This window comes from Cohnella thermotolerans DSM 17683 (assembly GCF_000429825.1).
GTDB classification, from domain to species: domain Bacteria; phylum Bacillota; class Bacilli; order Paenibacillales; family Paenibacillaceae; genus Cohnella; species Cohnella thermotolerans.
In genome coordinates this window covers 1-15,906 of record NZ_AUCP01000046.1, presented here as the reverse complement: position 1 = coordinate 15,906, position 15,906 = coordinate 1, and the positions used below count along the sequence as shown (strand labels likewise).

At 54.9% G+C, this 15,906-nt stretch carries 18 protein-coding genes; 7 read left to right on the top strand and 11 right to left on the bottom strand.

Annotated features, from left to right (window positions below; genetic code table 11):
* Positions 1-2 precede the first annotated feature (2 nt).
* The 4 genes from G485_RS0109410 to G485_RS0109395 all read right to left on the bottom strand — a co-directional run bounded on the left by G485_RS0109410 (position 3) and on the right by G485_RS0109395 (position 5,318).
* Entirely contained in the window at positions 3-1,115 is a 1,113-nt protein-coding gene (locus tag G485_RS0109410; protein ID WP_027092360.1) for a sulfate ABC transporter substrate-binding protein, read from the bottom strand.
* A 264-nt stretch (positions 1,116-1,379) separates the two neighbouring features.
* Complete coding sequence (locus tag G485_RS0109405; RefSeq protein ID WP_027092359.1) at positions 1,380-2,333, bottom strand: ATP-binding protein; 954 nt, start codon at positions 2,331-2,333, stop codon at positions 1,380-1,382.
* A 46-nt stretch (positions 2,334-2,379) separates the two neighbouring features.
* The gene (locus G485_RS0109400) at positions 2,380-3,888 is read right to left on the bottom strand and encodes a DnaD domain protein (RefSeq protein WP_240489107.1); all 1,509 of its coding nucleotides are present in this window, start codon (positions 3,886-3,888) and stop codon (positions 2,380-2,382) included.
* Between the two features lie 137 nt (positions 3,889-4,025).
* Entirely contained in the window at positions 4,026-5,318 is a 1,293-nt protein-coding gene (locus tag G485_RS0109395; protein ID WP_027092357.1) for a homocysteine synthase, read from the bottom strand.
* Positions 5,319-5,588: 270 nt separating this feature from the next.
* Between G485_RS0109395 and G485_RS0109390 the strand changes: the two genes are divergently transcribed.
* On the top strand, positions 5,589-6,071 hold the full coding sequence (locus tag G485_RS0109390; protein ID WP_035155471.1) for a GAF domain-containing protein: 483 nt from the start codon (positions 5,589-5,591) through the stop codon (positions 6,069-6,071).
* A 2-nt stretch (positions 6,072-6,073) separates the two neighbouring features.
* On the opposite strand, the gene G485_RS25765 is transcribed toward G485_RS0109390, so the two are convergent.
* From G485_RS25765 to G485_RS0109375, 3 genes are read right to left on the bottom strand one after another with little or no spacing between them, the layout of a single operon-like run.
* Complete coding sequence (locus G485_RS25765; RefSeq protein ID WP_169732302.1) at positions 6,074-6,937, bottom strand: alpha/beta fold hydrolase; 864 nt, start codon at positions 6,935-6,937, stop codon at positions 6,074-6,076.
* Positions 6,938-6,996: 59 nt separating this feature from the next.
* Positions 6,997-7,413, bottom strand: a complete 417-nt coding sequence (locus G485_RS0109380; RefSeq protein ID WP_027092355.1) for a GtrA family protein — start codon at positions 7,411-7,413, stop codon at positions 6,997-6,999.
* A 29-nt stretch (positions 7,414-7,442) separates the two neighbouring features.
* Complete coding sequence (locus tag G485_RS0109375) at positions 7,443-7,727, bottom strand: YuiB family protein (RefSeq protein ID WP_027092354.1); 285 nt, start codon at positions 7,725-7,727, stop codon at positions 7,443-7,445.
* A gap of 161 nt (positions 7,728-7,888) precedes the next feature.
* Between G485_RS0109375 and hemQ the strand changes: the two genes are divergently transcribed.
* Positions 7,889-8,635, top strand: coding sequence for a hydrogen peroxide-dependent heme synthase (gene hemQ, locus G485_RS0109370; protein WP_027092353.1), 747 nt, complete (start codon positions 7,889-7,891; stop codon positions 8,633-8,635).
* A gap of 132 nt (positions 8,636-8,767) precedes the next feature.
* On the opposite strand, the gene G485_RS0109365 is transcribed toward hemQ, so the two are convergent.
* Positions 8,768-9,049, bottom strand: a complete 282-nt coding sequence (locus G485_RS0109365) for a hypothetical protein (RefSeq protein ID WP_027092352.1) — start codon at positions 9,047-9,049, stop codon at positions 8,768-8,770.
* Positions 9,049-10,242: an NAD(P)/FAD-dependent oxidoreductase gene (locus G485_RS0109360; protein WP_027092351.1), complete on the bottom strand. Its 1,194-nt coding sequence runs from the start codon at positions 10,240-10,242 to the stop codon at positions 9,049-9,051. Before G485_RS0109360 ends, G485_RS0109365 begins: the two co-directional genes overlap by 1 nt.
* A 353-nt stretch (positions 10,243-10,595) precedes the next feature.
* Between G485_RS0109360 and G485_RS0109355 the strand changes: the two genes are divergently transcribed.
* Complete coding sequence (locus tag G485_RS0109355; protein WP_027092350.1) at positions 10,596-11,591, top strand: NAD(P)/FAD-dependent oxidoreductase; 996 nt, start codon at positions 10,596-10,598, stop codon at positions 11,589-11,591.
* 75 nt (positions 11,592-11,666) lie between these two features.
* Complete coding sequence (locus G485_RS25760; protein ID WP_156922226.1) at positions 11,667-11,912, top strand: hypothetical protein; 246 nt, start codon at positions 11,667-11,669, stop codon at positions 11,910-11,912.
* Positions 11,913-11,917: 5 nt separating this feature from the next.
* On the opposite strand, the gene sda is transcribed toward G485_RS25760, so the two are convergent.
* Together sda and G485_RS0109340 are read right to left on the bottom strand one after the other, a co-directional pair.
* The gene (sda, locus tag G485_RS30850; RefSeq protein ID WP_084423222.1) at positions 11,918-12,061 is read right to left on the bottom strand and encodes a sporulation histidine kinase inhibitor Sda; all 144 of its coding nucleotides are present in this window, start codon (positions 12,059-12,061) and stop codon (positions 11,918-11,920) included.
* Between the two features lie 272 nt (positions 12,062-12,333).
* Complete coding sequence (locus G485_RS0109340; protein ID WP_027092349.1) at positions 12,334-13,014, bottom strand: YheC/YheD family protein; 681 nt, start codon at positions 13,012-13,014, stop codon at positions 12,334-12,336.
* A gap of 475 nt (positions 13,015-13,489) precedes the next feature.
* Between G485_RS0109340 and G485_RS0109335 the strand changes: the two genes are divergently transcribed.
* The 3 genes from G485_RS0109335 (at position 13,490) to G485_RS29810 (ending at position 15,775) form a co-directional block, all read left to right on the top strand.
* Complete coding sequence (locus G485_RS0109335; protein ID WP_027092348.1) at positions 13,490-13,873, top strand: hypothetical protein; 384 nt, start codon at positions 13,490-13,492, stop codon at positions 13,871-13,873.
* A 43-nt stretch (positions 13,874-13,916) separates the two neighbouring features.
* Complete coding sequence (locus G485_RS29815; RefSeq protein ID WP_156922224.1) at positions 13,917-14,564, top strand: hypothetical protein; 648 nt, start codon at positions 13,917-13,919, stop codon at positions 14,562-14,564.
* A 731-nt stretch (positions 14,565-15,295) separates the two neighbouring features.
* Positions 15,296-15,775 carry a hypothetical protein gene (locus G485_RS29810; RefSeq protein WP_156922222.1) on the top strand — a complete coding sequence of 160 codons (480 nt, stop codon included), beginning with the start codon at positions 15,296-15,298 and terminating at the stop codon, positions 15,773-15,775.
* Positions 15,776-15,906: the final 131 nt, after the last annotated feature.

The following is a 15,906-nucleotide window of genomic DNA, read 5'->3' as shown; positions in this document are numbered from 1 at the left end:
AATTAAGAGCCCTTCGTGTAAATTTGGTCGAACGTGCCGCCGTCTTCGAAGTGCTTTTTCTGCGCTTCTTTCCAGCCTCCGAAGTCTTTGTCGATCGTCAGCAGATTCAGTTGCGGGAACTGGTCTTTGTACTTGTCGGCCACTTCCTGGAGACGCGGGCGATAGAAGTTTTGCGCCGCGATCTCCTGCCCTTCCGGCGTGTACAAATATTTTAGATACGCTTCGGCAACTTCGCGGGTGCCTCTCTTGTCGACGACTTTATCGACGACGGCGACCGGCGGTTCGGCCAAAATGCTGAGCGAGGGCGTCACGATCTCGAATTCGTCTCCGTATTCCTTCTTCGCCAGATAGGCTTCGTTCTCCCACGCCAGCAGCACGTCGCCGATCTTCCGTTCGACGAACGTCGTCGTCGCGCCGCGGGCTCCGGAATCGAGCACCGGAACGTTGTTGAACAATTGCTTCATGAAATCTTTAATCTTGGCTTCGTCCCCGCCGAATTGCTTGGAGGCGTAGCCCCAGGCTGCGAGGTAGTTCCAGCGGGCGCCTCCGGACGTCTTGGGGTTGGGCGTAATGACTTGCACGTCCTTCTTGATCAGATCGTCCCAGTCCTTGATGCCCTTCGGATTGCCTTTGCGGACGAGGAAGACGATCGTCGACGTGTAGGGCGAGCTGTTCGAATCGAACGATTGCTGCCAATCGGCTTTGAGCAGCCCTTTGTCGGCCAGCGCATCGATGTCGTAGGCGAGCGCCAGCGTCACCACGTCGGCTTCCAGGCCGTCGAGCACCTTGCGGCTTTGTGCGCCGGAGCCCCCGTGCGACTGGTTGATTTTGACCGTTTGTCCGGTCGTTTGCTTCCAATAATCCGCGAAGCTCTTGTTAAAAGCCTCGTACAGCTCGCGGGTCGGATCGTAAGAGACGTTCAGCAGCTCTACGGATTCCGGCTTCTTCGCCGGCTCGCTCGCGCTGGCGCTTGCGCTCGCGCTTTGCCCGGAGCTTGACGCTCCGTCGGACGGCGCGGCGTTATTTCCGCTGTTGTTGTTGGAGCCGCAAGCGGACAACACCCCCATGGCCAAGGCAGCCACGATCAACAAGCGGAAAGATTTGAATCGTTTCATGCGACAACACCCCTTCTCCGGCGATCCGGAAGTTTGAGTTCTTATAATTCCTACCCGTATAGTTGGTAATGTGGAAATCATAGCAGGCATATAGGCTTACTGTCAATAAGTTCTATTAAAACAACTTATAAAAATAATCTATATAAAATGCCCACCAAATGTGCCGGGAGGCGACCGAAAGAATCGTTCTCGTTGCCCCGACACCGAAAAGGGGTTATCCCAAAAGCCCTGAGAGGACCTGTGGGATAACCCCTTTTTGCCGTGTTAACCGTTGCCCCGCTGGTTGCGGCCTTGCACGTGGACGACGTCGACGAACGGACGGATCCGGTCCATCAGCCGCTGCCCTTTGTGCATCTCTTCGCCTTCCTTGTGCGTAAAGCTGAAGTGCTTCTCCAGCGAATCGAGATCGTGGTTGGATGTGTAAAATGTCGGCTTCCGGTTCATCCGGTAATTGAGAATGGCCCCCAGCACGTGATCCCGCACCCATGGACTCAAATTCTCCGCCCCGATGTCGTCGAAGACGAGCAGATCGCACTCCTTCATCAAGGTCAACGTCTCCTTCAGCTTCTGCGGCTCCATCATCAGCGCCTTGGCGTCTTCCACGAATTCCGGCATATAGACGATGACGCCCGAATATCCCTCCCTGGCCAGCTTATGAAGCAAGTAGGCGGCCATGTACGTTTTCCCCGTACCGAAGCTGCCCATCAGGTACAGCCCTTTCTTGCCGAGCCCGTTGCGGCTTGTCTCCTCAATATAGGCGAGCAGCCGGTGAACGGCCGTTCTCCGGTCCGGGTCCAGCTCGAACATCTGCTCGGAATCGAACGCTTCGCCGGCGACATCCACATCCGCATAATAGCTCGTGATGCGGCGGCGAATCATTTCGCGCTGTTCATAAGCCGTCCATTTCGAGCAAGGCGATTTGACGTCGAACAGCTGCCACTCGCCGTTCGTCTCCTCGCATTCAATCCGCGTGGAGTGGCCCTGCATGTCGTTCGGACAGCGCTCCAGCCCCGGACATTCCTTGCAGTTCCGGTATTCGTTAGTCATCTGGTACAGCTTGTTCAAGTTCAGGCGCAGCGTCCGGTCGGTCAGCCCCGGATAACGCTCCCGCAGCTTCCGTACGAGCGGATCGTTAAACACCCGGTTCGTGAGCCGCTCCACGTCCTGCATTCGGCCGGCCTGCTGCCAGCTGCGAAGCGCCTCTCCCAACGATTCCATTTCGGTTCCTCCTTTCCATGCCTTCTGTCAAGCGCGAAGACGCGCTTCAATTTTTATTGTCTTTAAGCTTCCGGGCCAGCTCGCGCATCTTCTCCAGCTCCTCCGGCGGAATCTCCTGCGCGGGGCCGGTGCTGCCGACGACCGGCATGGCCGGCTTCCGGCTGCCGCCGCCGCTCTTCCGGGCGCGTGAACCCGCCCCGGCTTGTCCCCGGGAAGCGGCTCCGCCCGCTTCTGCGGCGCTCTCGCCCCGGCGGCGCTTCTCCAGCGTCTCGTTCAGCTTCTGCTGCTCGAGGACGTAAACGACGGCTTTGGCGAACGTATCGATGCCTTTGGCAAGCATGTTGGAAGCGATCGAGTCAATGAAGCTCTTCGTCAGCCGCTGCGCGTGATCCATCCCGAGCACGTAATGGATAAGCACGTTGATGACGGGCTCCGGCAGCTTGTAGTTCAGGTCGATCCGCTCGAAAATACGCGCGAACGCGTCCGGCACCGCACCGGGAAAATAGCGGGCGAGCATCCGCGTATACGGCTCGTGCCGCAGCATCCGGTTGTATTCCTCGACCGTCACCGAACCGCCGAACCGGGCCGGAATGTCGAGCAGCGGCGCCGCGTAAGGCAAGTCGTCCGGTTCTTCCGGCGGCAACGGGGCTTCCGCCGCTTCCAGGCGAGCCATATAGCGCTCCCGCTCCTCGTCCCGCTTCCGGCCCTGGCGGTAGACGAGGTTGGCGCGATGCTGCAGCTCGTCCCATCGCAGCGTGCCGTCCGTTTCGAAGATGCCGTCCTCGTCGAGCAGCCGGCAAATTTCCGCCACGTCCAAATCGAATTTGTAGGCGATGTAGTTGATCTGCCCCATCGCTTCCGGCTGCAGGTGCAGACGCTCCACATACCTCCGGTTGGCCGCCCCTCGCGGGAAGCGGAGCAGCATCTCGCTATGCCGGATCCGTTCCGGCAGCTTCGGCCCGCCGGTTCTCTCCCGAGCCGGCGCGCTCTCCGAGATCGCCGCTTCCAGCTCCGGATCGACAGGCCCGGGGCTGAGACGGAACAGCTCGTAGAACGGGACGGTTGCCTCCTCGCGATTCATGAACCGGGCCAGCCCCACCGGCGGGGAAGCGATCAATTCGTCCCTCAGCTCCATGAGCGCGAGCTTGCCGATCTTGTCCCGAAGCAGCAGCGTCAAATGGAGATTCGAGAAAAATTCGCCGGGCGGCAGCGGCCGGATGAGCACATATTCGTAAAGCGACTCTTCCGCCGCCGGATCGTACTGGCGGTACGTCTGGAGCAGGCCGACCGCCTCGAGCCGGGAGAAGTGGTCGATCAGCGTTTGCCGGCCGGCCGGATTCATCTCCAGATCGAGGCCGAGGAACAGCTTGCGCTGCGCCTCGGGCACCGTATATCCGGTTTTATCGTCGCCGAGATGATGATAGAGCAATAAATAGAGGCCAACGGCAAAAGCGCCGACCATCGGCTGATAGAGATGGGTGAGCATTTTCCGATCGAGTCCGCTTAGCGCGAAATCGCGGTAGGCCACGTAACGGTGATTTTCCGTGAATTCCAATCGATTCGACACTCGCATGTACAACTCGACAACCTTTTTGGCATAGAATGATCTCTTTATTTTAACACAAAGACCGTCCTTGCAGCGCAAAAAAGAGACCCCGTAAAAGGAGTCTCTTCTACCATACACAGATAGGGTCAGGCTTGGCTGGCGGCAATCGCCTGTTCCAGATCGTACAGGATGTCGGAGATCGCTTCCGTCCCGACCGACAGCCGGATCAAGCCGTCGGTGACGCCCGTCGCTTGCTGCTCTTCCGGGGACAGCTGTTGATGGGTCGTGCTCGCCGGGTGAATGATCAGCGACTTGGAGTCGCCCACATTGGCCAGATGGGAGAACAGCTTCACCGAATGGATGAGCTTCCGCCCCGCCTCTACGCCGCCCTTGATGCCGAAGGACAGAATGGCGCCTTGGCCTTTCGGCAAATATTTCTTGGCAAGCTCGTAGGAAGGATGACCCTCCAATCCCGCGTAGCTGACCCATTCGACGGACGGATGCCCCTGCAGGAACCGGGCGACCTCAAGCGCGTTCTGGCTGTGCCGTTCGAGCCGCAGATGAAGCGTCTCCAGCCCTTGCAGCAGCAGGAACGAGTTGAACGGGGAGATGGCGGCCCCGAGATCGCGGAGCAGCTGCACGCGGGCTTTGATAATATAGGCGAGCGGACCGAGCGCCTCGGTGTAGACGAGGCCGTGATAGCTCGGGTCCGGCTGTGTGAGGCCGGGAAACTTGTCGTTCGCGGTCCAGTCGAATTTGCCGCCGTCGACGATGACGCCGCCGATCGACGTGCCGTGCCCGCCGATGAACTTCGTCGCGGAGTGGACGACAATGTCGGCGCCGAAGTCGATCGGACGCAGCAGATACGGGCTCGGGAACGTATTGTCGACGATGAGCGGAATCCCGTGCTCGTGGGCGATCGCGGCCACCGCTTCGACGTCGAGGACGTCGCCCTTCGGATTGCCGATCGTCTCGGCGTACAACGCTTTGGTCTTGTCGTTGATCGCCTTGCGGAAATTCTCGGGATCGCTCGGGTCGACGAAGCGAACCTTGATGCCCAGCTTCGACAGGGTCGTCGAGAACAGATTGTACGTGCCTCCGTACAAGCTCGTAGCGGACACGATCTCGTCGCCGCTGCCCGCGATGTTCAGAATCGAATAGGCGATGGCCGCCTGGCCGGACGCGGTGGCAAGCGCGCCGACGCCGCCTTCGAGCGCCGCGATCCGCTGCTCGAACACGTCCGAGGTCGGGTTCGTCACGCGCGTGTAAATGTTGCCGAACTCCTTGAGCGCGAACAGGTTGGCGGCATGATCCGTATCACGGAAGCCGTAAGAGGTCGTCTGGTAGATCGGCACGGCTCGGGACAGTGTCGTGGGGTCGATCTGCTGGCCGGCATGCACCGCTAACGTTTCGGGTTGCAAATTTCTTAATTCGGACATCGTCATCAGCCTCCGATTAGTTTATCCTATAGAAAGCCGCATCTTCAGCTCCGGCCGGACTCGGGCTCCGCCCCTTGCGCCGAATCGCGGGAGGCAGCGGCAAAAAAAGACACCTTCCCGTGCAAAATTTTTCGCGCGTGACAGGTGCCTTCAGCGGTCCGATCGGCAGTCTTGATTTATTCCGATAAAGCCTATAGGATTTAATTAGATAGTAACAGCAGGCCATGTTCGGCGTCAACTATCTTTTTTCGAAGAAAGCGAGGAATTCTGATGTCCTTCACAAGACAAACGTATACCGGCAGCCGCGAGGAGAACGAACGGCTGTTGCTTGCCCAGCTTCGCGGCCTGATCGAAGGCGAACCGAACCGGATCGCCAATCTCGCCAACGCTTCCGCGCTGCTTCAAACGTATTTGACCGACATCAACTGGGTCGGCTTTTACTTGCTGGAAGAGGGCGAACTCGTGCTCGGCCCGTTCCAGGGATTGCCCGCCTGCGTGCGGATTCCGCTCGGCCGGGGCGTATGCGGCACTTCCGCGGCCAGGCGGGAGACGATCGTCGTGGAAGACGTGCACCAATTTCCCGGGCATATCGCTTGCGACGCCGCCTCCCAATCGGAAATCGTCGTCCCTCTCTTCGCCGGCGGCAGCCTGATCGGCGTCCTCGACATCGACAGTCCGGTCAAAGGCCGCTTCACGCAGGAGGATCGACGCTTCCTCGAAGCATTCAACCGCGAGCTGTCCGCGTCTCTGTAACTTTACAGCTCCGGATGATGGCCGAACTCGTCCGGATCCGCGAGCGGCGCGCTCCCGTAGGCGAACTCCTCACGGGCTTCGTCGTCCGTCCGCTTCTCCTCCAAGGCGGCGAGCCAGCCGCGTATGAGCTGGCCGCACGTATCGGCCGCTTGGACCGGAAGCGTATGCCCCGCGTCCGGAATCCAAGCGGTGGCCGTGTTCGGCAAGCGTTCCTGCAGCGTCTGCGCATGCGGCGCGAACGTCTTGTCCTTCCGGCCGTAAATCAGCAGCACGGGATTTTCGATCGCGGGCAGCCTGTCCGTCGCCGAATAAGCCAGGCCCGCGGCGATATATTCCCGCCATTTGACGGGGTCCCCCGCCGCCGTCTCCGCGCGCAGGCGCCGGAACGCTTCGATGTTGTCCGCATGCACCCAGCTGTCCGCCAAGGCCACGAGCTGCTTGGCGCGCATGGCGGAAGCCGCCAGTCCCGCCTTCGCGAGGAAGCGGACGGCGCGTCCGCTCGCTTCCGGCATCCCGGCCAGCAGCGCCGCGCCGCAGAACCGGCCGGGATGCGTCAGCAGCGCTTCCAGCGCAACCATCGTGCCCATCGAGTACGCGCACAAATAAGCCGACGGAATGTCAAGCGCATCCATCAGCCGGCAAGTATCTTCGACGAGCAGAGGAAACGCAATCGATGCCGCGGACGACGCGCTTCGGCCGTGGCCGCGGAAATCGAACAGCAGCGTGCGGTGATCCCGGGACAGATCGTTGCGCAAATACGTGAACACCCGGCTGCCCATCGTCGGAGGATGGATAAAGACGACCGGCGTCCCTTTCCCCTGGACATGGTAGTGCAGTTCGGCGCCGTTTATGTGAAGTAAAGGCACGGACATCCCTCCGAAAGGCTGGAATCGTATCCGTTAGCTTGCCCGCCCGGTCCTTCCTTTTATACCGTATCCGCTTCCCCGCTTTTGTCCCCGCTTCGGAACACCCACAGCCGGCTGCCGAGATAATTCGCCCCCAGCGAGACGACGATCGACGCCGCTTTGGCCGCGAGCGCGTTCCATCCGATCCCTTGCTCGATGCCGAGCAGCGCGGCGGTGGCGAGCGCGAAGGACAGCGCGTTCACGGCGCCGAACCGGATGAGTTCCATCGCGTCGGCCCGCTTGCCGGTGCGGAACGTCCAGTTCCGGTTCCACAGGTAGCTGTTCGCGAAGCCGCATAAATAAGAAACGGGCTGCGCCAGTCCCGTAGGAACGCCCAGCCCGTACACCAAAGCCGCGAAAACGGCGAAATCCACTCCCGTATTCATCGCGCCGACGAGAGCGAACTTCGCCATTTTCCGCCATTCCCGATTTGCCATCGTCTCTTCCCGCCTCCCGCCGCTCGCGATCAGAACATCCGGTATCCGTTCTTGCGCAGCGATTGAATGGCCCAGCCGCTCGCCAGCGCCCCGCCGATGCCCGCCGCGAACGGAAGCAGGAACACGCCGAGGAACGAGAGCAGACTGAGGCCCGGCTTCCAGAAATACCAGACGCTCAGCGGCAGCACGACGACCACGTAAAACCACGTGGGGAACCAGGTCGTTTTGACCAGCATATTCAGAATAAAGCCGATCCCGAAAAACAGCACGAAAAACAGCACGGTACCGACGATCTCTTGGATAATCTCCGTCATGACGAACTATCCTCCCAAGCTTCGTATCCATTTCCAGTTTACAAATCGGACTCCCTCGAGTCAATGTTCACAGAAGGCTTGTTTGCCGGAAACGGGACGATTCCGTTAAAATAGATAGGTGAGATGTTGAAAAACGAAGACAGACGAGGAGACGGGACAAAATGAGCGAAGCAGCGCAAACGCTGGACGGCTGGTACGTCCTTCACGACTTTCGCACGATCGACTGGACGGCATGGAACGAAGCTTCCCCCGAAGAGCGGGAGCAAGCGCGCCGCAGCCTGTTCGGTCTGGTGAACGAGTGGGAACAGGTTGAGGAACGCAAGGAAGGGAGCCTCGCGCTGTACGCGATCGTCGGCCAGAAAGCCGATCTCGTATTCATGCATTTGAGGGAGACGCTGCAGGAACTGAACGCGGTGGAAAATGCGTTCAACCGCTCGCCGTTCGCCAAATTCACGAAGCCGGCTTATTCGTACGTCAGCGTCGTGGAGCTGAGCAATTATATGGGGCAGCCCGGCGTCGATCCGATGCAGGTGCCGGAGATCGTCGCGCGGCTGAAGCCGATTCTGCCGAAGACGAACCATATTTGCTTCTACCCGATGAACAAGCGCCGTCTGCTGGGAGACAACTGGTACATGCTGCCGATGGAAGAGCGCAAAGCGATGATGCGCAGCCACGGCATGATCGGCCGCAGCTACGCCGGCAAGGTGAAGCAGATCATCAGCGGTTCGATCGGCTTCGACGACTGGGAGTGGGGCGTCACGCTGTTCGCCGACGACGCGCTGCAGTTCAAGAAGCTCATATATGAGATGCGCTTCGACGAGGTGAGCGCCCGCTATGGCGAGTTCGGCGCGTTCTACGTCGGCAACCGGCTGACGCACGACGGTTTGGCCGAGCTGCTCAAGGATTGACGCGGACAAGCGGCAGCAGGATCGAATCCTGCGCCGCTTTTTTGTTTGGGCGCGTTCAGAGGCACGCCCTAAGCTCAAAAGCCCCCGATCCCACATGCGCGGAACCGGAGGCAATGCTAAACCTTACTCGCCTTATTCGTCATCGTCGTCGTTCATCTGCCGCATTTGGGCTTCCCATTCGGCGCGGCGGCGCTCCTCCAGATACTCCTGGGTCATCCGGTCGCGCTGGCGTCCCTTCTCCTTGAGCCGTTCGATCGCCGGCTGGATGAGCAAATCCACCTCCGCCTGCACGATCGCGGACAAGTCGTATCGCTTCTGCGACTCCAGGTATCCGCCGACTTCCATGAGCGCGTTGTACCGGTCCAGTTCGCTCCGGGTCAGAAGCCCGCGAACCTGCACGCTGCAGTGTCTCATTACAGGAATTTGCCTTTCCTCAGCACGAGCGGAATGCCCCCGATGATGAACAGGTAGCGCAGATCGATCAGCTTCTTCAGCCATGCCGCCACCCGGCCTTTGTACTTCTTGCCGAAGGCGATGCCGATCGCTTCGCCCTTGCCGAGCGACGCCACCGTGCCCTTGTTGCTGAACACGAAAGGCTTCGGCGACTGGTTGCGAATGGACGCCACCAGGTTGTGCGCGCAGTTGACGCCTTGCTGCATGGCGATCTGGGCGGTCGGAGGATACGGCCGGCCTTCTTCGTTGAACATGAGCGAGTTGTCGCCCAGCACGTAGATGTTCTCGTGGCCCGGCGCCCGCAAATACTCGTCCACTTTCACCCGGCCGCGCGTCGTCTCGAAGCCCGCTTCCTCGATGAGCCGATTGCCGCGAACGCCGCCCGTCCAGATGACGGTCTGGGCTTTGATCTCTTCGCCTTCCCCGACGACGACGCCGTCCGGCGTGCACTCCTTGATCGCGGTGCCGATGCGGAACGTAACGCCCTTCTTCTGCAGCACCTGCATCGCGTATTCGACCAACTCCGGATCGAAGCCCGGCAGCGCGGTCGGAGCCGCTTCAATATTGATAATCTTGACGAGGGACGGTTCCACGTCGAATTGCTTGCACAGCTCGGGAACGCGGTCCGCCAGTTCGCCGACGAACTCGATGCCCGTGAAGCCCGCGCCGCCGACGATGAACGTCAGGTAATCGGTGCGGTGAGGCTCCCGCTTGTAGCGGGCAAACTGATATTCGATATGCTCGCGGATCAACCGGACGGAGTTGATGCTGCGGATCGTAAAAGCGTGTTCGGCCAGGCCCGGAATACCGAACGTCTCCGATTCGCCGCCGAGCGCGATCACGAGATAGTCGTAGGACAACGTGCCGTCTTCGAGAATGACTTTGCGGTCCTGGGGCCGAATTTGCACGACCGTCGATTTGACGAAGTCGATTTTGAATTCGTCGATCAGCTTGGAAATATTCACGCGCGCATTGTCCGGATGATCCGTTCCGGCCGCAGGCATATGCAGATGAGTCGTAATATAATGATAATCGTGCTTATTCACCAGGGTAACGTCTGCTTCATTATAGTTCAATTCTTTCTGTAAACGAAGGGAGGTCAGCACACCGCCGTATCCCGCACCCAAAATGACGATTTTAGGAATGCTGCTCATGGTTGATCCCATCCAATCCGATGTTGTGTTCATACTCTATATTTGTGAAAAAAGACACAAAAAGACTCCGAAAAGGGTTTACCGTGCGTACATTTGAATCATATAGGCTTTCCCTGGCATTTTCAAGATTCATTTACACGAAATTGTTTGGACATCTACACAAAATTGACTAGGGATTGGTTCCCATACTTTTCACAGTTTTCGACATTTTCCCTCCGGGTATTCCGTTGCCGGAACCGCAAGCTTATAATAAGAAAAGATTCAGGCCAAGCAAAATCGCCTTCGGCGTCTCCGGACGACGAAGAAGATCAACCAAAACCCGGTTCGGGCAGGCATAGACGGAGGTGTCGGAAATGAGCAGCAACCCGGTTGCAGCGACGGACGTGGCCATCATCGGCGGCGGACCCGCAGGAATGTTCGCCGCTTTCTACGGCGGAATGAGACAGATGTCGGTTACCTTGATCGAGAGTATGCCGCAATTGGGCGGACAGCTCGCAGCCCTGTATCCGGAGAAGTATATTTACGACGTGGCCGGCTTTCCGAAAGTGAAAGCCCAGGAGCTGGTCGACAATTTGAAAAAGCAGATGGAGCTGTTCCCGACCGACATCCGGTTGGAGGAAAAGGTGCAGAACGTCCGCAAGGTGGAAGAGCGGCTGTTCGAGATCGTGACCGACAAGGCGACGCATTATGCCAAAGCGGTCATCATAACCGCCGGTGTGGGAGCGTTCGAGCCCCGGCGGCTGGAGCTTCCGGAAGCGGCGAAGTTCGAGAAGTCGAACCTGCACTACTTCGTCAGCGACCTGGAACGCTTCCGCGGCCAGCGGGTGCTCATCAGCGGCGGCGGCGACTCCGCGCTCGATTGGTCGCTCATGCTGGAGCCGATCGCGGAGCAGGTGACGCTTGTCCACCGCCGCGACAAGTTCCGCGCCCACGAGCATAGCGTCGAGCTGCTCATGAAATCGAAAGTGAACGTCGTCGTGCCGACCGAGATCACCGCCTTGCACGGCGAAGAGAAGATCGAGCGCGTGACGCTGACGGACGTGAAGACGAAGGCCGAGACGCAACTCGACGTCGACGCGGTGATCGTCAATTTCGGATTCGTCAGCTCTCTCGGTCCGATCGCCGAGTGGGGGATCGCCATCGAGAACGGCTCGATCGTCGTCGACACGAGGATGGAGACGAACATTCCCGGCATTTTCGCGGCGGGAGACGTCACGACGTATCCGGGCAAGCTGAAGCTGATCGCCGTCGGGTTCGGCGAAGCGCCGACCGCGATCAACAACGCCAAGGTGTATGTGGACCCCGCGGCCAAATTGTCTCCCGGACACAGCAGCAATTTGAAATTGTAAGAACAGTTTGGACGCAGAGCGGGCATCCTACCTTGGAGAACGCGGATGGAAGATCCGTACCCAAGGAGGATGCCCGTGATGCTGTGCCCTGCCTGCAACGCCTTCGCCCCGCTGACTCCCCGTTGCGTTCGTTGCGGAGGAGACGCCGCGGACGAAGGACGTCTGGACGACTTCTACGGCCCTTACGCCCCTTATAATCCGATCGACGAGCTCGCCATGGGCGCCGCAGGCTCTTCGGCGCAGCCTCACTGCCGCCATGCCGCGAGCTGTCCGCAGTGCGGGACCCTCTTTACCGTCTCCGTCCCGTTGTGGCCGCTCTGACGGCTTCAGCCCGCCTGCTCGTCCGGCAGCACAAGATTTCTCCGCACAATTTCCGTACGCAGCAAATAAATGAAGTCCCTGTCCAGTTGCATCCGAAGCGCATGATGGTAAGCTTCCAACAACATTTCATCCGATAGAAGCACTAGCACCGCTTTCCCTTCTTTCCTTCCATTCGATTGATTGGCTGATGGCATCATAGCATGGGTCTGGAAAGGGGACAAGGCTCCCGATTATCCACAATCATTCGTGGATAACGTGTGGACTTAATGTTGAAAAATGTCCCGAACACAGTCAAATCAAGGTGGATAATGTGGACGAACTTATACACAGAAAATGTTCTCTGGCGTTTCATAAAAAACTTTGATAGTGATTTTCGCCGCCATCAAACCCTTTAATAGAAATTATTGTAAAACGATGACGATTATTGCGGTCGCGTGTTGACTTCCAGAATCCAAACGTGTCCGTTTCGGTCGATTCCATAGTCGTAGCCGAGTTGCCCGATGCCCGGAAAACGGCTCTCCAGCAGCGTTGTGGCAACTTTCGTCAATTGTCTCATTTCGCGCTTCTTGGCGGCGACCCATCGCGAAGACAACGAACGCCGAATGCCTTGGGCCGCGGTCAACCGGTGTCCGCCTCTGCACAGATTGGTGACGAACAGCCCTCGCCGGGCCACCCTTCCGACCATGGAGCGAAAGGTCCAAACGCCGTCTTGCTTCACATATTTTACCCGGTAGTCGATCGGCCTTCCGGCAATGGTCGCCAAATGGACCCCCTTCTGGATCAAATAAGCTCTGCCCCGCCTCGACCGGTTCACATGCGCGAGCAGGCCGGCGAAGGAAGTGAACGATCTCGTACGGGACATGTATGTGCACCTGTAGCGGCCGCCTCCGTAAGTAATTCTCATGACGCCCATTCCGCCGCCTCCGCACACCGGTTTGATTACGACCATGCCGTATCTTCCCAACATCGATCTTAAATTGCCGGCGTTAAACAGACTCGAAGGAGGGATATGGCGGGCAACGTACGGACTGGACAACAGCGCGTTCGTCTTGATCCACTTGCTCGCAAGCTGCCGCCCGGACGATACCGTCGCTACATCCATCGTATGGCCTCCTTTCCCTGAGTATACTTATAAAATACTCGGACAGAAGGACAGGTTCTTGGATGAATGACGCACGTGAATCGCCCGAATCCGGCGAACGACACCGGGGAACATCCGCCGGCGAAGGACGATGGCCTTGAATAAGCCCCCGGTTCCATTCATTCAAGCCGTCTTCGCCTGTCCGCATATCCTAACAAGAGTATGAGCAAGGGAGGTGATAGAGTGATACGCCTTCTTGATGCCAAAACATTGCAAAATGCAAGTTTTTTCGCAGCTATCTCAAGCGAATCCCAAAGCTAAAAATTCAATAAAGATACAAACTGTAACTCACCAAAAAACCTTCATGCTGGTGAATAATGGGTTTAAAGATTTCGAATGAGCAATTTTGCTCCATTTTGTGATATTTACCTTTTTATCCTTTCAATGTTTACTATGAACGGAGGGACTAATTCCATTATTGGGAGAGGATAGGATAATGGGTGTTAACATTGGGAAGACCCTGAACAACCTAGGGAAGGATATTCAAAGCACTCTTAGCAGTGCAAAAAAGGAAGTCACTTCCACTTACAATAATGCTAAGTCTTTTGTAAATACTACTTCAACAATTGTAAAGCAAGAATTTTCCAGAGGGGTTAAGGACATTATCGTTGACCCTTTCAAACAGACTGTCAAAAGTAGTTCCATTGTTGGTCCTGCTTCTGGAACTGTCTATGGCGCAGCAACTAGTAGCGGCGCCGCTGCTTCGAGAGTGCTGTCCGCTGCCAAAGGCTCTGCTGCGGGAGCTGTTGTAGAATTTGCAGCAAACTATGGCATTAATGCAGTAAAAGGGCTTAACAAATATCTGACTGGCCAACAGTAAAATGTTATTAGTCCCTCCACCTATAAACGAAAAGGGTGCCTACATGAATCACGTTGTTCAATTTGATCCCAAGAATCTACCAGTAACATCGGTTCACCTAAAAATGAAAAATAATCTGATTCCCTTGTCGTTCGATTCTCACTCGTGGAATCTTGTAATTGCATCACTTGACGAATATCAGTTGATTATTAACAATGAAATTGTTATACCTGATCTTAGTAAAGATTTCATAAGAAAAGATGACAAAATATATTCAATTCCTACAAGCATTAAAAACAACCTTGAATCGATTAAAATAATCGATTTATATTGTTGTGAACATTTAGGATACTCACAATCCAATCAAAAATACTTTCCAATTAACAGAACTGAAACACTAAATAACAAAAATGACTTAATCAATCTCTGGTGTGAATTTGAAAATGTAAGGTTTGACTTTATTTTGTTACTGGAGATTTTTTCAAATGACACAATTTATGATATACTTCCTGTACTAATTAATAAATCTGACTCACACAAAAATTATAAACGTTCATTCTTTTGCTGCTTTTCTAATGAAAAATTTATTGACACCAGAAAGTGGACTGTTAGGGCAAGAGTCTCAAATACGAATTTTTTGGAAACAGGTTTTAAATTCAGCTTTATAAAAGCACAGGCATATCAGCCGAACATAAAGGGTGGATTTTCGTGAAAGATAATAATTTAGGCTTCTTTATCCTATCTATCCTTGTTCTTGCTCTCGGTATTTATAAAGTTTCAGCTCAAAGCGGAATACATATATATTATGGTATTTTTCTTATTGTTACCGCAGTTATAGTCCTCGTAGGGACAACTTCGATCTACTTTAAAAAGAAAAGGAATAGATAGACAAACCTGGTTATTTGATTCTTGGTGCTTTGCAAGTGTTTTAGAAGTTGTCAATGTACTAAGGAAATTATCGGAAACAAAGAAGACCTCAGGTTTAACAACCTATAGGTCCTTTTTTCTATATGAGCAGTAAATCATGAATTTGACGGTGCCCGACGTGGTCCGGGAAAACGATATATTTACGACCTTCATATCTCCTACTGTCGTGCTTCATGTAGTTGAAGGATTGCGAATCACATCGGTTCCTATTTGACCGACCTCGGTAATGTCGTAAATCCTTCAATTATTACAACACTAGTGCACATAGGAATGGTTCTTTCGCTGTTGCTGCTTATCTTGACCCGTATGCACCGAGAAATTCTTATGTGACAACAGCTGAGATGAGAGGGTTTGAAAATAAATTAATTAAAACGGTGCCTGTCGCAACACCTTCAAGCCCATTTGTAATGCCATAATAATTTGTAATGCCATAATAGATGATAAGATTTGTGCTGGAGTGTGATGAATAACTTCGCACAAATCTTATCCATTTTCCGGAAGAGATGAGGTTTCTTTATGGTATCCAAAATTTTTAAAGCTGCATTATATTTTGTCATTGTATTTGGAATTGTAACATTGTTCATTTTATATTTTTATAAATTCCCTCAAAAAGTGGATGTAGTTCGTCCTGCTGTTAGCTTTTACGAGAAAGACTCTTCTTCCATCAATCGTACTTCAATAAGAGTATCAGGAACTTTGTACCGGCCATTTTTTCGCCAACACGAATTCAAAGGTACAGTGACGATCGATGGCTTTGATTTTACAAAACAAAATTCCACTTTACCTACATACATACTTGATAAAAATAATGGGATCAATATGGGTAATCTTGTTTATCATAAACCCTCAAAGCCATGGGACTTTGTCACATTGGGTACCATCTGGTTTGATGATAATTTTGAACATATAAATATTGCGAGTAATTGGGGTGAAAACAAAAAAATGACGTATTTCATTGTTTCTGCTTCTTCTTATGAAGAAGTTGAGTCCATATAATTGTGTAAAATGGTAGACTTCCAAGAACGAACAAAGGGAGCCATATTCAAATCCCTCAGTTAGAATGATGGTGTCGATGCAACATTCAACAGGAGGAGAATTTGATATGGCTCAATACCAGATTAACTTAG